The organism is Rhodoferax sp. (assembly GCF_030653815.1).
GTDB lineage: Bacteria > Pseudomonadota > Gammaproteobacteria > Burkholderiales > Burkholderiaceae_C > Rhodoferax.
In genome coordinates this window covers 75,472-93,544 of record NZ_JAURYQ010000014.1, presented here as the reverse complement: position 1 = coordinate 93,544, position 18,073 = coordinate 75,472, and the positions used below count along the sequence as shown (strand labels likewise).

General features: G+C 62.8%; 17 protein-coding genes. 9 read left to right on the top strand and 8 right to left on the bottom strand.

Annotation, left to right across the window (positions count from 1 at the left end; translation table 11 throughout):
• The first annotated feature begins 73 nt into the window (after positions 1–73).
• On the top strand, positions 74–1,813 hold the full coding sequence (locus tag Q7U49_RS04530) for an NAD(P)/FAD-dependent oxidoreductase (RefSeq protein ID WP_304762574.1): 1,740 nt from the start codon (positions 74–76) through the stop codon (positions 1,811–1,813).
• Here Q7U49_RS04530 and htpX read toward each other — a convergent pair.
• Together htpX and Q7U49_RS04520 are read right to left on the bottom strand one after the other, a co-directional pair.
• Positions 1,785–2,660 carry a protease HtpX gene (htpX, locus tag Q7U49_RS04525; RefSeq protein WP_304762573.1) on the bottom strand — a complete coding sequence of 292 codons (876 nt, stop codon included), beginning with the start codon at positions 2,658–2,660 and terminating at the stop codon, positions 1,785–1,787. The genes Q7U49_RS04530 and htpX overlap by 29 nt on opposite strands.
• A 134-nt stretch (positions 2,661–2,794) precedes the next feature.
• The gene (locus tag Q7U49_RS04520) at positions 2,795–3,931 is read right to left on the bottom strand and encodes an aminotransferase class V-fold PLP-dependent enzyme (protein WP_304762572.1); all 1,137 of its coding nucleotides are present in this window, start codon (positions 3,929–3,931) and stop codon (positions 2,795–2,797) included.
• Positions 3,932–4,095: 164 nt separating this feature from the next.
• On the opposite strand from Q7U49_RS04520, the gene Q7U49_RS04515 reads away from it, so the two are divergent.
• Complete coding sequence (locus Q7U49_RS04515) at positions 4,096–5,601, top strand: potassium/proton antiporter (protein WP_304762571.1); 1,506 nt, start codon at positions 4,096–4,098, stop codon at positions 5,599–5,601.
• Here Q7U49_RS04515 and Q7U49_RS04510 read toward each other — a convergent pair.
• A complete protein-coding gene (locus tag Q7U49_RS04510) occupies positions 5,575–6,504 on the bottom strand; it encodes a LysR family transcriptional regulator (RefSeq protein WP_304762570.1) in 930 nt (309 codons plus the stop codon). The two genes, Q7U49_RS04515 and Q7U49_RS04510, sit on opposite strands and share 27 nt — an antisense overlap.
• Positions 6,505–6,666: 162 nt before the next feature.
• Here Q7U49_RS04510 and Q7U49_RS04505 point away from each other — a divergent pair, with 162 nt between their 5' ends.
• Both Q7U49_RS04505 and Q7U49_RS04500 read left to right on the top strand, forming a co-directional pair.
• Positions 6,667–7,860 carry an acyl-CoA dehydrogenase gene (locus Q7U49_RS04505; protein WP_304762568.1) on the top strand — a complete coding sequence of 398 codons (1,194 nt, stop codon included), beginning with the start codon at positions 6,667–6,669 and terminating at the stop codon, positions 7,858–7,860.
• Between the two features lie 5 nt (positions 7,861–7,865).
• Positions 7,866–9,116 carry a CaiB/BaiF CoA-transferase family protein gene (locus tag Q7U49_RS04500; protein WP_304762567.1) on the top strand — a complete coding sequence of 417 codons (1,251 nt, stop codon included), beginning with the start codon at positions 7,866–7,868 and terminating at the stop codon, positions 9,114–9,116.
• On the opposite strand, the gene Q7U49_RS04495 is transcribed toward Q7U49_RS04500, so the two are convergent.
• On the bottom strand, positions 9,117–9,911 hold the full coding sequence (locus tag Q7U49_RS04495) for a class III extradiol ring-cleavage dioxygenase (protein ID WP_304762566.1): 795 nt from the start codon (positions 9,909–9,911) through the stop codon (positions 9,117–9,119).
• A gap of 182 nt (positions 9,912–10,093) precedes the next feature.
• Between Q7U49_RS04495 and Q7U49_RS04490 the strand changes: the two genes are divergently transcribed.
• From Q7U49_RS04490 to Q7U49_RS04480, 3 genes are all read left to right on the top strand, one after another.
• Positions 10,094–10,669, top strand: coding sequence for a cytochrome b (locus tag Q7U49_RS04490; protein WP_304762565.1), 576 nt, complete (start codon positions 10,094–10,096; stop codon positions 10,667–10,669).
• Positions 10,670–10,737: 68 nt separating this feature from the next.
• Complete coding sequence (locus Q7U49_RS04485; RefSeq protein WP_370653959.1) at positions 10,738–11,310, top strand: YceI family protein; 573 nt, start codon at positions 10,738–10,740, stop codon at positions 11,308–11,310.
• 56 nt (positions 11,311–11,366) lie between these two features.
• Complete coding sequence (locus tag Q7U49_RS04480; protein ID WP_304762564.1) at positions 11,367–11,939, top strand: YceI family protein; 573 nt, start codon at positions 11,367–11,369, stop codon at positions 11,937–11,939.
• On the opposite strand, the gene hemG is transcribed toward Q7U49_RS04480, so the two are convergent.
• From hemG to Q7U49_RS04465, 3 genes are all read right to left on the bottom strand, one after another.
• A complete protein-coding gene (gene hemG / locus Q7U49_RS04475) occupies positions 11,929–12,477 on the bottom strand; it encodes a menaquinone-dependent protoporphyrinogen IX dehydrogenase (protein WP_304762562.1) in 549 nt (182 codons plus the stop codon). The genes Q7U49_RS04480 and hemG overlap by 11 nt on opposite strands.
• A 14-nt stretch (positions 12,478–12,491) precedes the next feature.
• Positions 12,492–13,010, bottom strand: coding sequence for a flavin reductase family protein (locus Q7U49_RS04470; RefSeq protein ID WP_304762561.1), 519 nt, complete (start codon positions 13,008–13,010; stop codon positions 12,492–12,494).
• Positions 13,011–13,223: 213 nt separating this feature from the next.
• Complete coding sequence (locus Q7U49_RS04465) at positions 13,224–14,558, bottom strand: chloride channel protein (protein ID WP_304762560.1); 1,335 nt, start codon at positions 14,556–14,558, stop codon at positions 13,224–13,226.
• Positions 14,559–14,712: 154 nt separating this feature from the next.
• On the opposite strand from Q7U49_RS04465, the gene Q7U49_RS04460 reads away from it, so the two are divergent.
• Together Q7U49_RS04460 and Q7U49_RS04455 are read left to right on the top strand one after the other, a co-directional pair.
• The gene (locus tag Q7U49_RS04460) at positions 14,713–15,471 is read left to right on the top strand and encodes a 4-hydroxy-tetrahydrodipicolinate reductase (RefSeq protein ID WP_304762558.1); all 759 of its coding nucleotides are present in this window, start codon (positions 14,713–14,715) and stop codon (positions 15,469–15,471) included.
• Positions 15,472–15,537: 66 nt separating this feature from the next.
• Complete coding sequence (locus tag Q7U49_RS04455) at positions 15,538–16,026, top strand: MarR family winged helix-turn-helix transcriptional regulator (protein ID WP_304762557.1); 489 nt, start codon at positions 15,538–15,540, stop codon at positions 16,024–16,026.
• Between the two features lie 35 nt (positions 16,027–16,061).
• On the opposite strand, the gene Q7U49_RS04450 is transcribed toward Q7U49_RS04455, so the two are convergent.
• Positions 16,062–18,038 carry an ATP-binding cassette domain-containing protein gene (locus Q7U49_RS04450; protein WP_304762556.1) on the bottom strand — a complete coding sequence of 659 codons (1,977 nt, stop codon included), beginning with the start codon at positions 18,036–18,038 and terminating at the stop codon, positions 16,062–16,064.
• Positions 18,039–18,073: the final 35 nt, after the last annotated feature.

Here is an 18,073-nt window from a genome sequence, read left to right as displayed (position 1 = left end):
TAAATTTGTGGGGTCGACTTTTCTAAAATGCGTGGCTTCTGCTTGATAAACACAAGCCCAACCGGTACGCACCATGATCCGACTCTCTGAACTCAAGCTCGCGCTTGACCACACGCCCGACGACCTCAGCACGTTGATCCTGCACACACTGGCGCTACAGCCGGCGGATCTGCTTGAGTGGCACATTTTCAAACGCAGTTTTGATGCCCGCAAGGCGCAGGTGCGGGTGGTTTACATCGTCGATGTGACGCTGGCCAAGCCCGAACAAGAAGCCGCCTTGCTGCAACAGCATACGGGTAACCCGCACATCATTGCCACGCCCGACATGGCTTACCGACTGGTGGCGCAAGCCCCGACCGATCTGGCGCTACGGCCGGTGGTGGTGGGTTTTGGCCCCTGCGGCATTTTTGCAGCGCTCATCCTGGCCCACATGGGTTTCAAGCCAATCGTGCTGGAGCGCGGCAAAAAGGTGCGTGAACGCACCCAGGACACCTGGGGCCTGTGGCGCAAACATGTGCTCAACCCCGAGAGCAATGTGCAATTTGGTGAGGGCGGCGCCGGCACGTTTTCCGACGGCAAGCTGTGGAGCCAGATCAAGGACCCGCGCCATCTGGGGCGCAAGGTGATGGAAGAGTTCGTCAAGGCCGGGGCGCCGCCCGAGATTCTGGTGGAGTCACACCCGCACATCGGCACCTTCAAGCTGGTCAAGGTGGTGGAAAACCTGCGCGCCCAGATCATCGCGCTGGGCGGTGAAATCCGCTTTGAGCAGCGCGTCACAGATGCGCTGGTGGAAGACGGCGCACAAGGCCGGCAGCTGCGCGGCCTGACCGTGTTGGACCAGGCTACTGGACAAACGTATGAGATACGCGCCGACCAGGTGGTGATGGCGCTGGGCCACAGCTCACGCGACACCTTTGCCATGCTGCATGAACGTGGTGTGACGGTGGATGCCAAGCCGTTCTCGGTGGGGTTTCGCATCGAGCACCCGCAAAGTGTGATCGACCGCGCCCGGTGGGGCCGCCACGCCGGCCACCCCAGCCTGGGCGCGGCCGACTACAAGCTGGTGCACCACGCCAGCAATGGCCGCGCGGTGTACAGCTTTTGCATGTGCCCCGGCGGCACCGTGGTGGCGGCCACCAGCGAGCCGGGCCGCGTGGTGACCAACGGCATGAGCCAGTATTCGCGCAACGAGCGCAACGCCAATGCCGGCATGGTGGTGGGCATCGAGCCCGCAGACTTTTGCCAGGATGAAGCGGCCTTTGTGCAGGCCTTTGGCGCTGCGGCGGGCCAGCGATATGCCGAAGAAGCCGAGCAGATGAAAGCGGTCAGTACCGGCGCCACACACCCGCTGGCGGGCATCAACCTGCAGCGCCAGCTCGAATCCGGCGCGTATGTGCTGGGTGGCAGCAACTACGAGGCGCCCGGGCAACTGGTGGGGGACTTCATCGAGGGCAAGGCATCGACCACCTTGGGTGCTGTTGTGCCGTCCTACCAGCCCGGTGTGAAGCTGGGCGACCTGCACCCTGCCCTGCCGCATTACGCCATTGCCGCGCTGCGCGAGGCGCTGCCGGCCTTTGGCCAGAAGATCAAGGGCTTTGACATGCCCGATGCGGTGTTGACCGGGGTAGAAACCCGCACCTCGTCACCCTTGCGCATGCCGCGCGGCGATGATTTTCAGAGTGTCAATACCCGCGGCCTGTATCCGGCGGGTGAAGGCGCGGGCTATGCCGGCGGGATTTTGTCGGCCGGGGTCGATGGCATCAAGGTGGCCGAGGCGCTGGCCATCAGGCTTGCGCGTTCTGCAGTGCGCTGATACGGTCTTCGAGGGGCGGGTGGGTCGCGAACAACTTGCCAATACCGCCTGTGATGCCAAAAGCGGCGACGCTCTTGGGCAGTTCGCCGGACTGCAAGCCGCCCAGGCGCGCCAGCGCGTTGATCATGGGCTGGCGCCGTCCCATCAGTTGCGCGGCACCCGCGTCGGCGCGGAACTCGCGGTGGCGGCTGAACCAGGCAACCACCATGGCGGCGGCAAAACCGAGCAGGATGTCGAGCACGATGGTGGTCACCATGTAGCCAATGCCAGGGCCGGAGTTCTGGCTGTCGCCTTTGCGCAAAAAGCTGTCGATGGCATACGCAATAACGCGGCTCAGGAACACCACAAAGGTGTTCATCACACCTTGAATGAGCGTCATGGTGACCATGTCGCCATTGGCCACGTGCGCTACCTCGTGAGCAATCACGGCCTCGATTTCCTCATGCGTCATGCCTTGCAGCAAGCCGGTACTCACCGCCACCAGGGCCGAATTCTTGAAAGCACCGGTGGCAAAGGCGTTCGGGGCTCCCTCGAAAATACCGACCTCGGGCATGCCAATGCCGGCCTGGTCAGCCAGCTTGCGCACGGTCTCGACGATCCAGGCTTCGTCCACGTTGGCCGGCTGGTTGATGATGCGCACACCCGCTGTCCATTTGGCCATGGGCTTGCTGATGAGCAGCGAGATGATGGCGCCGCCAAAACCCATGATCAGCGCAAAGCCCAGCAAGGCGCCCAGGTCCAGACCGTTGGCCGTCAGGTAGCGGTTCACGCCCAGCAGGCTGGCCACAATGCCCAGCACCGCCACGACCATCACATTGGTCAGAACAAACAACATAATGCGTTTCATGTTTTCCTTTTTTCACTAAGTCAAACGGAATCCCCGTTCAAGGGCTCGAATGGTAGTGGTGAAGCGCTGGAAATCAAGCCGGGGAGGGATTAATTCCCCCACATCAAGTGCCCATTTAGCGGGCGGCCAGCCCCTCAGGCCGTCATGCCCATGGCGTCGAGCGCTGCCGCAAGCTGCGCCACGCTGCGGTCGGCGTTGTGCAGCTTTTCCAGGCCGAACAGGCCGACGCGGAAGCTCGAAAAATCAGCCGGCTCGTCACATTGCAAGGGCACGCCGGCGGCGGTTTGCAAACCCAAAGCCAGAAACTTCTTGCTGTTCTGGATGTCGGCGTCAGTGGTGTAGCTCACCACCACACCCGGGGCCTTGAAACCCTCGGCAGCCACGCTTCGGATGCCGCGGCTCTCGAACAAGGCACGCACCTTGGCGCCCAACGCGGCCTGCTCGGCCTTGACCTTCTCGAAACCGTAGGCGCGGGTTTCCTGCATGACCTCGCGCAGGCGCACGAGGGCATCGGTCGGCATGGTGGCGTGGTAGGCGTGGCCACCTTTTTCATAGGCTTCCATGATTTGCAACCATTTTTTGAGGTCACAGGCAAAGCTGGTGCTGCTGGTGGCGTCAATGGCCGCGCGAGCGCGGGCGCTCAGCATCACCATGGCGCAGCAGGGCGAGCCGCTCCAGCCTTTTTGCGGTGCGCTCACCAGCACGTCCACGCCAGTGGCCTCCATATCAACCCACATGGCACCCGAGGCAATGCAGTCGAGCACAAACAGGCCGCCCACTTCATGCACTGCATCGGCCACGGCTTTGAGGTAGTCGTCGGGCAGGATCATGCCGGCAGCGGTTTCCACATGCGGGGCAAACACCATATCGGGCTTGTTGGCGCGGATACTGGCGACCACCTCGTCGACCGGGCAGGGCACCCACGGCGCCTGCTGGTTATCACCCTCGCGGCGCGCCTTGAGCACGATGGACTCGCTCGGAATCTGGCCCATGTCAAAGATCTGCGTCCAGCGGTAGCTGAACCAGCCGTTGCGAATCACCAGGGTCTTCTTGCCAGTGGCAAATTGCCGCGCCACCGCCTCCATGCCAAAGGTGCCGCTGCCCGGTACCAGTACCGCTGAAGGGGCGTGGTAGACCTCTTTCAAGATGCTGGAGATGTCTTTCATGACGCCTTGAAAGCGTTGCGACATGTGGTTGAGCGCGCGGTCGGTGTACACCACCGAAAACTCGAGCAGACCGTCGGGGTCGATCGTGGGAAGAAGTCCGGGCATGAAAAACGCTCCTGGGTATGGGTTATCTACGAACCGGTTGTCAATGGCGTTTAGCTTAGCACGGAGGGGACGCACTGAACACCCGGACAAGTCCTTGGCCCGACAGCCCATGCGGTGAGTCACGTCATTCATTTTGGGGGGGCCACCGCATAATCTGCGTCAAGATGAACCTGAACCTCGACTTTCTGAGCCTGCCCTTGCTGGGTGCCTCCGCGCTGATTTTTACCAGCGTGCTGGTGGGCGTGTTCTCGAAAAGGGCGGGGTTTTCTTTTCTGCTTGCTTTTCTGGTGACCGGCATGCTGGCTGGCGTGGACGGGCCGGGCGGCTGGGAGTTCAGCGACTACCGCGTCAGTTTCTGGGTGGGCAATATCGCACTGGTCATCATCCTGCTCGACGGTGGTCTGCGCACCGACTACCCGCGATTTCGCACCGGCTTGAAACCCGCGCTGCTGCTGGCGTCGCTGGGCGTTGTATTGACGGCGGGCTTCACCGCCGTGGCTGCGGTCTGGCTGCTGAAACTGAACTGGACCAGTGCCTTGTTGCTGGGCGCGATTGTCGGCTCCACTGACGCGGCGGCCGTGTTCTCCTTGCTCAAGACCTCGGGCGTCCAGTTGAATGAGCGGGTGGCCACCACGCTGGAAATCGAGTCGGGCATGAACGACCCGATGGCGGTGTATCTGACCCTTGCGCTGATCGGCTTGGCGGCTGCGGCCAGTGCGGGTACCGCCGCCGATTTTTCGTTCGCTACCGTCGGGAGGTCCATGCTGGCGCAGTTTGGCTGGGGCGCGCTGCTGGGCATCGGGATTGGCCGGGTGTTTGCCCTGGTGTTGCCACGCATCCATCAACTGGAAGAGTCGGGCGCCGTCATTGCCCTGCTGCTGGCGATGGCCGGCCTGAGCACTTTCGCCCTGACCACCTGGGTCGGCGGCTCGGGCTTTCTGGCGGTGTACCTGCTGGGCATCGTGCTGAACCGGCGGGCGCCGGCCATTGTGCAATCGGCGCTGTCGGCGCTCGACGGTTATGCCTGGCTGTCCCAGGCGCTGATGTTCGTGCTGCTGGGTTTGCTGGTCACCCCTTCGGAGATCGAAGGCTTTGCCTGGCCCGCGCTGGGGGTGGCTGCCGTACTGATGTTTGTGGCCAGGCCGCTGGCGGTGGGTTTGTGCCTGGCGCCCCTGCGCTTCAAGCCCAAGGAAATCGTTTATATCGCCTGGGTGGGCCTGCGCGGCGCGGTGCCGATTGTGCTGGCGATCTTTCCATTCATGGCCAACCTGCCCGACGCGCGCCTGATTTTCAACGTGGCGTTTGTGGTGGTGCTGGCGTCGCTGTTGCTGCAAGGCAGCACGATTGGCTGGTTCGCACACCGCATGGGCGTGATTCTGCCCGACAAGAACGACGCCTCTGCCGTGCGCGCCACGTTTGGCGACTTCGCCCTGCAGGCCAACACCCGGGTGGCAGACTTGTGCGAGGTTTACGGGCTACAGCCACCGCCTGATGCCGACCTGCGCGTGGACACCTGGCTGGCCAAGGCCATCATGCGCCCGGTGGTGGTGGGCGACCAGGTGGCGCTGGATGGTGCCAAATTGAGTGTACGAACCATGTCCGAAGGTGTTGTGACCAGCGTCGGGCTGAAGCTGCCGTCATCGTCAGAACCCTTGGACGAATCCGCCTGAATCCCGCTCACGGGTGTGCTGCAGCAACCAGTCCAGAAAAATCTGCGATGCCGGCGGGTTATCGCCGCCATCGGGTCGCACCAGGTAATACGCACGCTGATTCGCGAGCGGCCGGTCGCAGGCCACCACCAGCTCGCCGCGCGCCAGCTCCTGGGTGATCAGCAAGCGCGGCACCAGCGCCAGGCCCATGCCGTGCACAGCGGCGGCCACCGTCATCGAAAACAGTTCAAAACGCGCGCCTGCCAGTGCCTGCGACGCGGCGACGCCCTGGGCCTCGAACCACTGGCGCCAGGCGTCGGGGCGGGTGCTTTGCTGCAGCAGCGGCAGCTCCGCAAGTGCTTCAGGCGTCCCGCGGCCATGGCCTTGCAGCAGGCTGGGGTGGCACACCGGCAGCACCACTTCATCGAGCAGTTTGGTGGCCAGGGTGCCGGCCCATTGGCTGACCTGCTCGGGCGTGCCGGCAAACAGCGCGCAATCAAAGGGTGTGTCGGCAAACATGAAGGGGCGGGTGCGCGTCTCGATGTGCACGGTGAGTTCGGGCTGCACCCGTTTCAGGTCCGGCAAGCGCGGAATCAGCCAGCGCGTGGCAAAGGTGGGCACGGCCGCCAGATGCAACACGCTGCCACGCCCCTGCGTGCTCATCACGTCGAGCGTGTCCTGCTCAAGTGCCTGCAGGCGCAGCGCCACCTGCACCGCGTAGTCGCGCCCGCGCCCGGTCAGCGTGACGCCATGCCGGGTGCGCTTGAACAGCGCCACGCCGACAAAGTCTTCCAGCGCGGTGAGTTGGCGTGATACCGCGCCCTGGGTCAGCGCCAGCTCCTGAGCGGCGCGGGTGTAGCTTTGGTGACGCGCCGCGGCCTCGAAGCAGGCCAGCGCCTGCAGGGACGGGATTTTTCTGCGCATGATGTGCGTAATGTACACATAAAGCCTGCTTTAAACGCACTTTTTAACAATTTCAGCTTCAATATATGAGTTTTACGCAAGTCAAAGTGAGAACAAGTCGTTTGCCAAAGAGCCAGCTTGGACGCTACCATTGACCCATTCAACACGCACTGGAGAACCCGCATGGCCCACGCAAGCTTCAACTGGCAAGATCCTTTTTTGCTCGACAGTCAACTCAGCGACGACGAGCGCATGGTCAAGGAGGCCGCCGCCGCCTACTGCCAGGACAAACTGCAGCCGCGCGTGATCGAGGCCTTTCGCAAGGAGCAAACCGACGCCGGCATCTTCCGTGAAATGGGCGAACTGGGCCTGCTTGGGCCCACCATCCCCGAAGCCTATGGCGGCCCCGGCCTCAACTACGTGGCTTACGGCCTGATTGCGCGCGAAGTCGAGCGTGTGGACAGCGGCTACCGCTCCATGATGAGTGTGCAAAGCTCGCTGGTGATGGTGCCCATTTTTGAATTCGGCAACGAGGCCACCAAACAAAAATACCTGCCCAAGCTGGCCACTGGCGAGTGGATCGGCTGCTTCGGCCTGACCGAACCCAACCACGGATCCGACCCGGCCGGCATGCTGAGCCGCGCCGTCAAAGTGCCCGGCGGCTACAAGCTGTCTGGCAGCAAGATGTGGATTTCCAACAGCCCGATTGCCGACGTGTTTGTGGTCTGGGCCAAAGAGGTGTCAGAGTCCGGCCAGGTCGGCCCGATCCGCGGCTTCGTGCTTGACAAGGGCGCCACCGGCTTGAGCGCGCCAGCCATCCACGGCAAGGTGGGCCTGCGTGCCAGCATCACCGGCGAGATCGTCATGGACGGCGTGTTCTGCCCCGAAGAAAACGCCTTCCCCGAGGTACAAGGCCTGAAAGGCCCGTTCACCTGCCTCAACAGTGCGCGCTACGGCATCGCCTGGGGCGCCTTGGGTGCGGCCGAAGACTGCTGGTTCCGCTCACGCCAGTACGTGATGGACCGCCAGCAGTTCGGCCGCCCGCTGGCTGCCAACCAGCTGATTCAAAAGAAGCTGGCCGACATGCAAACCGAGATCGCACTGGGCCTGCAAGGCTGCCTGCGCCTGGGCCGCATGAAGGACGAAGGCACGGCGGCGGTGGAGATCACCTCCATCCTGAAACGCAACAGCTGCGGCAAGGCGCTTGACGTGGCTCGCCTGGCGCGCGACATGATGGGCGGCAACGGCATCAGCGACGAATTCGGCGTGGCGCGCCACTTGGTCAACCTGGAAGTGGTCAACACCTATGAAGGCACGCACGACATCCACGCACTGATTCTGGGCCGCGCACAGACCGGCATTCAGGCGTTTTGCTGATTCCCATGAGCACCCAAGCCGCTGCCCTCGCCCACCTCAAGGTCCTCGACCTCTCGCGCGTGCTGGCCGGCCCCTGGTGCACCCAGATGCTGGCGGATTTGGGCGCCGACGTGATCAAGGTCGAGCGCCCCGGCGCGGGGGACGACACGCGCCACTGGGGGCCACCGTTCCTGAAAGACGCGCAGGGCGATGACACGACCCAAGCCACCTATTTCACCGCCTGCAACCGCAACAAGCGCGCCATCACGCTCGACATGGCGCAGGCCGAGGGGCAGGCGCTGATCCTGAAAATGGCTGCACAAAGCGACGTGCTGGTGGAGAACTTCAAGGTCGGCGGACTGAAACAGTACGGGCTTGACTACGAGAGCCTCAAGGCGGTCAACCCGCGCCTGATTTACTGCTCGGTCACCGGCTTTGGCCAGGACGGGCCGTATGCCGAACGCGCCGGTTACGACCTCATGATCCAGGCCATGAGCGGCTTGATGAGCATCACCGGCCACGCGGACGGCGAGCCCGGCGGCGGCCCGATGCGCATGGGCGTGGCGCTGATCGACGTGCTCACCGGCATTTACGCCTGCAGTGCCATTTTGGCGGCGGTCGAGGTGCGGCATCGCACCGGTGAAGGTCAGCACATCGACATGGCGCTGCTGGACGTCGGCATGGCGGTGCTGGCCAACCAGGCGGCGGGCTTCTTGAACACCGGCAAGGTGCCGCAGCGTCAGGGCAATACCCACCCGAGCCTGGCACCCTACCAGACCTTCGAGACGCTGGACGGCAGCATGCTGCTGGCGATCGGCAACGACGGCCAGTTTGCGCGCTTTTGCGAGGCCGCCGGTCACGCCGAATGGGCCGCGGATGCACGCTTTGCCAGCAACACCTTGCGCGTGAAACATCGCGAAGCCTTGATCCCTGTGCTGCAGGCCGTCACACGCACGCGCAGCACGGCGCAGTGGATTGCCCTGCTGGAAGACAAGGCGGTGCCCTGCGGCCCGATCAACGACATGGCTCAGGCCTTTGCTGATGCCCAAGTGCAGGCGCGCGGCCTCAAGGTGACGCAGGCTGTCACCAGCAGCCAGCCTGTCTCTGGTGCGGTGGCATCCATCACGACGGTGGCCAGCCCACTGCGCCTGATGGCAACGCCGCCGGTGTTGCAGCGCCCGCCGCCCGCCTTGGGCGAGCACACCGACGAGGTGCTGGCGGAACTGGGCCTGGATGTGCGCCAGGTGGCGAGCTTGCGCCAGCGCGGCGTGGTTTGATCAGTTCAAGCCCCAGGCGAAGGACGCCATCGACAGCACGCCGTAGGTGATGTCACCGGCAATGGCCTGCGCGGATTCCGCCTCATGGCTGGCACCCAGCGCCACCAGCAGGGGCAGCAAGTGCTCCTCGGTGGGATGGGCGCGCTCGGCGTGCGGCGCCAGCCGGCGGTAGTCCAGCAGTGCCGCCACATCGGCCCGGCTCACAGCCTGGCGAATCCAGTGGGCAAACTCCACCGCGTAAGCCACTGCGGGTGTGGCGGGGGCTTGAAGATCGTACAGGTTGTGCGTCAGGCTGCCGGAGCCGACGATCAGCACCCCCTGGTCACGCAGCGGTGCCAGGGCCCGGCCCAGCGCCAGTGCACCAGCGGTATCCAGCCGGTGCGGCATCGACACCTGAAACACCGGCACAGTCGCTTGTGGCAACAAGTGAAACAGCGGCACCCAGGCACCATGGTCCAGGCCACGGTTGGCGTCCATGGTGACGGGCCAGCCCGCTTGCTCCAACAGGCGCATCGCTTCCCGGGCCAGCTCAGGCTGGCCTGGCGCCGGGTACTGCAGTTGGTAAAGCGCAGCCGGGAAACCGCCAAAATCGTGAACCGTCTCAGGCTTGGCTGTGGTCAAGACCTGCAGTTCGCGGGTTTGCCAATGCGGCGACACCACCAGCACGGCCTTGATTGCTGTGAGCTGCTGCCCCAAGGCACGCAGATTGGCGCCCAGCTGGCCGGGCTCCAGGGCAAACGTGGGGGCACCGTGCGAGATGAAAAAAGCGGGGGCGCGCGGCAAAGTCGTGTTCATGGCAGTTTTCTGGGTGTTTCAGGAATGGGAAGTTGGCCAGTATGCAAGAACACGTCACACCATCGTTGAAATAAATCGAATTTCAACGTCAATCAAATTGAATCCATTTGGATAGTCCGACTCCTAAACTTTATCCCACACATCAGGGAACACCCTGACCACCCCATTTCCGGAGAAGCATTTTGACCACAGCCCTGCCCGACCACGCCGCACAGCCAAGGCGCTACAGCACGGTGGCCATCGTCTTGCACTGGTTGCTGGCGCTGGTGATCCTGGCCATGTTTGCGGTCGGCCTCTACATGACCGACCTGCCTTTTTCACCGCAGCGCCTGAAGCTCTACAACTGGCATAAATGGGCCGGCGTGACATTTTTGGCACTCACGTTGTTGCGCCTGGTCTGGCGCCTGACACATCGCCCGCTGGCGCTGCCCGTCGCAGTGACCCGGACCATGCCGGGCTGGCAACACCGCGCCTACCACGCCACGCACCACCTGATGTACCTGCTGTTCTTTGCCGTGCCACTGGTCGGTTGGGCCTACAGCTCGGCCGCGGGTTTCCCGATTGTCTGGTTCGGCCAGCTCCCGCTGCCCGATTTGCTGCCGGTCAACAAGGAGTTGGCCGAGCTGATCAAGCCGCTGCACAAATATTTGGCGCTCGCGCTGATGGCGCTGGCGGGTCTGCACATTGCTGCGGCCATCAAACACCAATGGGTCGACCGGGACGGGCTGCTCGAGCGGATGCTCCCGGGCGGCCGGTAAGCGGGTGCCACCACGAAGATCCCCGGATGGCAACCGGGCTACAGAACCTTTTTTTTGGAGTTACTCACATGAACGTTCGTCATTTCATGCCCGCCTTGCTGGTGGCCACCCTGGGCACTGTCGCCCTGCCCGCTGCGGCCCAGCAAAAGCTGCTGCCGGCGCAAAGCAGCATCAGCTTCGAGATCAGACAAATGGGGGTTCCGGTGCAGGGGCACTTCAAAAAGTTTGACGCCCAGATCAACTTTGATGCCGCCAAACTGGCCGCCAGCAAGGTGCATTTCACCGTGGACATTGCCAGCACCACACTGGGCGCACCTGAAATGGATGCCGAGTTGCCCAAGCCGACCTGGTTCAACACCGCCAAATTCCCGCAAGCCCAGTTCACCTCCTCGGCTTTCAAGTCCCTGGGCGGCGGCAAATACGAAGTGTCCGGCAAGCTCGCCATCAAGGGCCAAAGCCAGGACGTGACGGTACCGCTGACCATGACCCAAGCCGGTGCCGCCACCACAGTCAGCGGCGTGCTGCCCATCAAACGGCTGGCTTTCAGGATCGGCGAAGGCGACTGGGCCGACACCTCGATGGTGGCCGACGACGTTCAGGTCAGGTTCAAGCTCGCACTCAGCGGCGTGGGCAAGCTGTAAGCCACCCACTTCATTTTTCCCTCAACCTTTCCCTTAACTGTCCTTTGGAGTTTTCCATGCGTTTATCCCTCCTCTCTGCTGCTGCCCTGTCCCTGCTCGCCTTGGGCTCGCAAGCCCAGGCGGCCAACTACGCCATCGACCCGGCCCACACCTACGTGACGTTTGAGATTGGCCACTTTGGCACCTCGACCAACCGCGGCCGTTTTGACAAAAAAGAAGGCAAGGTGGAATTTGACCGCGTCGGCAAGACCGGCAAAGTCGAGATCGCGTTTGACACCAACTCGGTCAACACCGGCTTTGGCGCCTTCAACGAGCACCTGCAAGGCGCTGATCTGCTGAACGCCGCCAAGCACCCCAAGATCCGCTTTGTCTCGACCCAATTCAACTTCAACGGCGACAAGCTGGCTGACGTGACCGGCAACCTGACCCTGCTTGGCAAGACCCAGCCGGTCACGCTCACCGCCACCAACTTCAACTGCTATGACAACCCGATGCTCAAGCGCGAAGTGTGCGGTGGCGACTTCGAGACCACCATCGACCGCACCCAGTTTGGCGTGAACTACGGCATTGACTGGGGTTTCCCGAAGCAAGTGCGCCTGTTGATCCAGGTCGAAGCGGTCAAGCAGTAAGCGCGCAGACCTTGCGGCCAAAGGCCTCCACCTGAGCCCAGTCGGTGAACTCCACCACTGCCTTGGGGTTGGTCGGGCCTTTGGTGATCAGCATGATGAGGCGGATCATCTGGCGATCAAAGAAACCATAACTGGGGTAGTCCAGTTTGCCGGCAAACACCGCCGTCAAGCGCGGCTGCCAGGCGATACTTTTGAGAAACTTGCGGCAATACGGATTGGTCTCGGGTGTGTTCTTGTTGGGCTTGCGCGCCACAATGTTGACCGAAAAGAAGGCGCTGGGCCGGCTCTCCAACAGCGCCTGATGCCGGCCAATGAACTCGGCCACGACGGACTGGTGGTGACCATACCGGATGCTGGCACCGATCACCACGCGGTCGAAGTCGCGCACATTCAGCGCACCGGCCTTTGACAGCAAAACCACGGTGACCTGCCGCCCCAGACCTTCCATGACCCGTTTGAGCCGCTCACAAATGTGTCGGGTGTGGCCATCGGTGGTGGCATAGGCGATCAAAATACGTTCCGCAGCGGGTTCTGTCATGGTTGAACTCCGATTCACAAGGGGTGTTCGGTAAAAAATTTGCCCCCGTGGTAAAGCAAGGGTGAGACGCCGGTGCGGTGTGCGCAGTGCTCGACCTCGCCAACAAAAATCACATGATCACCCTCGGTGTAGCGGCTGCGGTTGAAGCATTCAAAGGTGGCCACGGCACCGGCCAACAAGGGCGCACCGCAGGCGCCCTCGACAAATTCCACATCGGCAAATCGATCTGTTCCCCGCGTGGCGAAACGCAGTGCCAGCGCCTGCTGGTCGGCCGCCAGGATGTTGATGGCGTAATGCGAACCTTTGCGAAACGCCTCCATCGAGCTGGCTGCCTGCGACAGGCTCCACAGCACCAGCGGCGGTGCCAGCGACACCGAGTTGAAGGAGTTGGCGGTCAGCCCCACCAGATGGCCGTCGGGTGCGCGCGCCGTGACAATGGTGACGCCGGTGGCAAACATGCCCAGGGCGGTGCGAAATTCGGTGCTGGAAAAAAGGGGGGGGCGGGCGCTCAGGCCCTGGGATTTCAAAAACATCCCCCGCAATTTAACCGATAACGCATCCACGCTGCACGCCTCAGGACAATGCGAGGAAAAATACCGTGCGCCAGGCGTCTTTTCAATGCGACCGTCCACGCTAAGGGTATTCACTGAATCAGCGATGCATTTGGTCAAATACAATGGAATGGCTGTTCAATATTCTGCGATCTGGACAGCAAGCGAGTTGGAGCCCTCCGGGGCTCCTTTTTTTTATGCGCCCGTGGTTTTTGGCAGGCGCTGTAATTGCAGCTGCGCCAGCGCGCTGTACAAGGGCACGGACAGCAGACGCGAGATCCCGCTGGCCACCACCGCCGTGGCCATCAGGCTCAGCACCAGTTGGTGGCCGGCCACCATTTCCATGACGATGATGAATGAGGTCAGCGGCGCTTGCGTGACGGCCGCCAGAAAACCCACCATGCCGAGTGCGATCAGGGTGGGGGCATTGGCATAACCAATGAACTGCGCCACGTCGTTGCCCAGGGCGCCGCCAATCGACAGCGCCGGCGCAAAAATGCCACCGGGCACGCCGGACCAGGCCGTGATCCAGGTCGCCATGAACTTCAGCAGCACATACAGCGGCGAGGTGTCATCGTTGCCTTCCAGCATGGCACGGCTGTGGGCATAGCCGGTGCCAAAGGTGTTGCCGTGGCTGACCAGGCCAATGACGGCAATGGCGAGGCCGCAGCCCGCGGCAAAGGCCACCGGGCTGCGTTGGCGCCAGCGACTGAAACGGTCGCCTGAATCACCCCGGATCGACACCAGCAAGACACGGGCAAACAGGCCACCTGCCAGGCCGCAAAGCACAGCCACGGCCAGGCCAGGCAGCAGCAGCGCCATGCTCAGGTTGTCCACCCGGATGACCCCAAAGTAAGTGGCGTTGCCGTAGACCGACACCGCCATCAGGCCGCTCAGCACGATGGCCGCCAGCAGCAGACCACTGGAGCGCTGCTCGGGCTTGCGCGACAGCTCTTCAATGGCAAACATGACACCCCCCAGCGGCGTGTTGAAAGCCGCCGCTATGCCAGCCGCGCCGCCGGCCATCATCAGGCCGTGTTCGGACACCTGCGACTTGTCAGGCAACCAGCGCCGCGCGTGGTGCATGACGCCAGCCGCAATCTGCACTGAAGGCCCTTCGCGCCCCAACGACAAGCCGGCCAGCAAACCCCAGGTGGCGAGCGCCATTTTGGCGAAAGTGAGCTTGAGCGAGACAAACAAGCCTCGGTTGGCCGGCGCCACACTGCCGTCCAAAGCAGCCATCACCTGCGGAATGCCCGAGCCCGCGCTGCCCATGGCATAACGGCGCATGACCCAGACAATGGCCGCAGTGCACACCGGTGTCCACAGCAGCGGCGACCACCAGTAAAGCTGCTGCACCTGTTCGAACGCACCAAAAGCCAGCTCGGTCATCCAGGTGAACGCCACCACCGTCAGTCCAGCCAAAGCGGCAAAGACCATCACCAGCACACGCCCGGTCCAGGCGCGCCAGTCGATCACCTCCTTGTGGATGGCATTCAGGATTTCATCGCTGTTGACGTCAGAATTCATCGGCTTCATGGGGTGGGTCGCAGGCCTCGGGCACAAACATGTCAGGACAGATTGTGGGGGCAAAGAACATTGAGACAAACGTATTTAAGGATAATGTCCGCGAGAAGGTCACCGTGTTGGACAGGTGCCACAGTCAGCAACAAGGAGGAGCGACATGGTCAAAGTCGGTTTGATAGGTTACGGTAAGGCGGGACAGGCGGTGGCGCAGGTGCTGCAAGACGACCCGCGTTATGAATTGTGCTGGATTGCACGCCGCTCTGCTGCCGATCCCGCCAAAGCCGCGCCGACCCCGGACGTGCCCATGGCCGCCCTGGCCTCGACTGAGGATTGGGGGCACTGGCTGGACGCCCACCCGGTCGACGCACTGGTGGACTTTTCGCAGCCCGAGAGCCTGCACCTCTACGGTGAACCGTTGCGCCAAAGGGGACTCATGCTGGTCAGCGCGATCTCGGCCTACAGCGCCGCCGACCTCGACTACGCGCAGTCCCTGGCCAAAGATGCACGCGTGCTGTGCTCGCCCAACATCACCGTGGGCATCAACTTTTTGATCATGGCGGCGCGGCTGTTGCGCAAGATCGCGCCCTTTGCCGACGTCGAAATTGTCGAACAACACTTCCGGGAAAAACCCGAGGTCTCCGGCACGGCGCGCAAAATTGCCCAGAGCATCGATGTCGACGAGGACCGCATCACCTCGCTGCGGCTCGGCGGCATCGTCGGGCACCATGAGGTGATCTTTGGTTTCCCGTACCAGACCGTGCGGCTGATTCACAACTCGATCGAGCGCCGCGCCTTTGGCACGGGGGCCGCCTTTGCCCTGGCAGAACTGCAACAGTGCGAAAACGGCTTCTACACTTTTGACGACCTGATGATGCGCATGGTGCGAAAAGAACTGCTGAGCGCAGCTGACCACTGAAACTTGCGCCGCGCTGACGCATTCGGCCCTATGATTCCGGGTTAACGCTTTAGCCCAAGAATTTCTATGCCGCGCAAAAATGCACAAGACAGTCAAACCATCCCATCCAGCCAGGTGTTACGGCGTTTTAGGGTGGTTTTCAACGCCATACGCAGCCACTTCAAGCAAATTGAAAAACAGGTTGGACTGGGTGGCGCACAGGTCTGGGCGCTGAGCGTGATCCGTGATCAGCCAGGCATTGGCATGGGTGACTTGGCCAAATGCATGGATGTGCACCAGTCCACCGCCAGCAATCTGGTGCGTGCCCTGCAGCAAAAAGAGCTGCTCCGCATGGACAAGGACGAACACGACAAACGCCATGTGCACCTCTACACCACGCCCGCGGCGCTGGCACTGCTGGCCAAGGTGCCGGGTCCGCTTGAAGGCGTATTACCGGCTGCACTCGACGAGTTGAGCCCGCAAACCCTGCAACGACTGGATCAGGACCTGGCCGAACTGATCACGCTACTCAAAGCCGATGAAAGAGCCGGGAGTATTCCGCTGGCGCAGCTGTAACACGGCCATATCAGGACACCGGACCGGCGATTGCGTCAGGCCGGCGAACCCAGTATTTCCCAACGCTCCAGCGCGGTCATCAGCGCCTCGTCAATCTGGGCGCTGCGGGTGGCCAGTTTCAGGGCGCGGGCATTGTCAATGGCGTACAGGCTGCCATCGGCCAGCAATTCGGCAATTTCCTTTTGCTCGTTCTCCAGCGCCGCAATCAGCTCGGGCAAGGCATCCAACTCGCGCTGCTCCTTGAAGCTGAGCTTGCGGGTTTTGGCGGGCGTGGCACTGGCGGCAGGCGCTGGGGTGGGCGCAGCGGCGCTGCTTGATGCCGCCACTTGCGCCTTGGCTGCCGACTCGCGCTCATAGTGAAACGGCTGCGCGCCTTTTTGGCCCTTGCTCTTGGCAATCTCGTTGGCGCGCTTGGTCTGGGTCAGCCAGTCGGTCACGCCGCCCTCGTACTCGCGCCACCGTGCATCGCCCTCGTAGGCAATGGTGCTGGTGACCACGTTGTCGAGAAAGGTGCGGTCGTGGCTGACCAGGAACACCGTGCCTTCGAAATTTTGCAGCAGCTCTTCCAGCAGTTCGAGCGTGTCGATGTCAAGGTCGTTGGTGGGCTCATCGAGCACCAGCACGTTGGCGGGGCGGGCAAACAGGCGCGCCAGCAGCAGGCGGTTGCGCTCGCCACCGCTCAGGGAACGCACCGGCGAATTGGCGCGCGCCGGTGAGAACAAAAAGTCGCCAAGGTAGCTCTTGACGTGCTGGCGCCGATTGCCAATCTCGATCCACTCGCTGCCCGGGCTGATGAAGTCTTCCAGCGTGGCATCCAGGTCGAGCGCGTTGCGCATCTGGTCGAAATAGGCCACCGTGATGTTGGCGCCTTGGCGCACCGTGCCCCAGGCGCTCTCCCCAGGACCCGGCCTGGGCGCGTTGGCTGGCGCGGGGTCGGCCTTGAGTTCCCCCAGAATCAGTTTGAGCAAGGTGGTCTTGCCGGCGCCATTGGGGCCGAGCAGCCCGACCTTGTCGCCGCGCAGGATGACGGTGGAGAAGTCGTCGACAATTTTGCGATCACCGAAGCTTTTGGAAACATGGGTGAGTTCGGCCACCAGTTTGCCGCTGACGGCACCGCTGGCCACGTCGAGCTTGACGCTGCCCAGCGCCTCGCGCCGCGCTTCGCGGTTGGCGCGCAGCACGGCGAGCTGGTTGATACGGCCCTGCGCCTTGGTGCGCCGGGCTTCCACGCCGCGGCGGATCCACACCTCTTCTTGCGCCAGCAGTTTGTCGGCGCGCGCGTTGATCACCGCCTCCTGGGCCATCTGTTCTTCTTTTTGCACCAGGTAGGCGGCAAAGTTGCCGGGGTAGCTCAGCAGCTTGCCCCGGTCGAGCTCGACGATGCGGGTCGCCACATTGTCCAGAAACGAGCGGTCGTGCGTCACGGTGACGATGCTGCCCTTGAAGTCACACAGCAGGCCTTCCAGCCACTCGATGCTGTCCAGGTCCAGGTGGTTGGTGGGCTCGTCGAGCAGCAGCACGTCGGGCGCCGCCACCAGTGCCTGGGCCAGCGCCACGCGCTTCTTGTTGCCGCCGGACAGCGTGCTGATGCGCGCATCGGCGTCCAGGTGCAGCCGGTGCAGGGTCTCGCCCACGCGCTGCTCCCAGTTCCAGCCGTCCAGCGATTCGATTTCGCTTTGCATCGCGTCGAGGTCGCCGTGGCCCTGCGAATATTCGTCAATCAGTTCCCGCACCCGGGCCAGGCCGGCGCTGACGGCCTCGAACACAGTGGCGTCGGAATCGAGTTGCGGCTCCTGCGCCACATACGAAATGCGGGTGTTGCCCTGCACCTGCAGCGTGCCGTCGTCGGGCTTTTCCAGCTCGCCCAGAATCTTGAGCAGCGAGGATTTGCCCGCGCCATTACGCCCGATCAGACCGACGCGCTCCTGCGTTTCGAGTGAAAAAGTGGTGTGATCCAGCAGCGGGACGTGTCCGAAAGCCAGTTGTCCGTCAAGGAGTGTGATAAGTGCCATGTGGCGCGCATTATCCCCTGCCCTGCCTGCCCCTT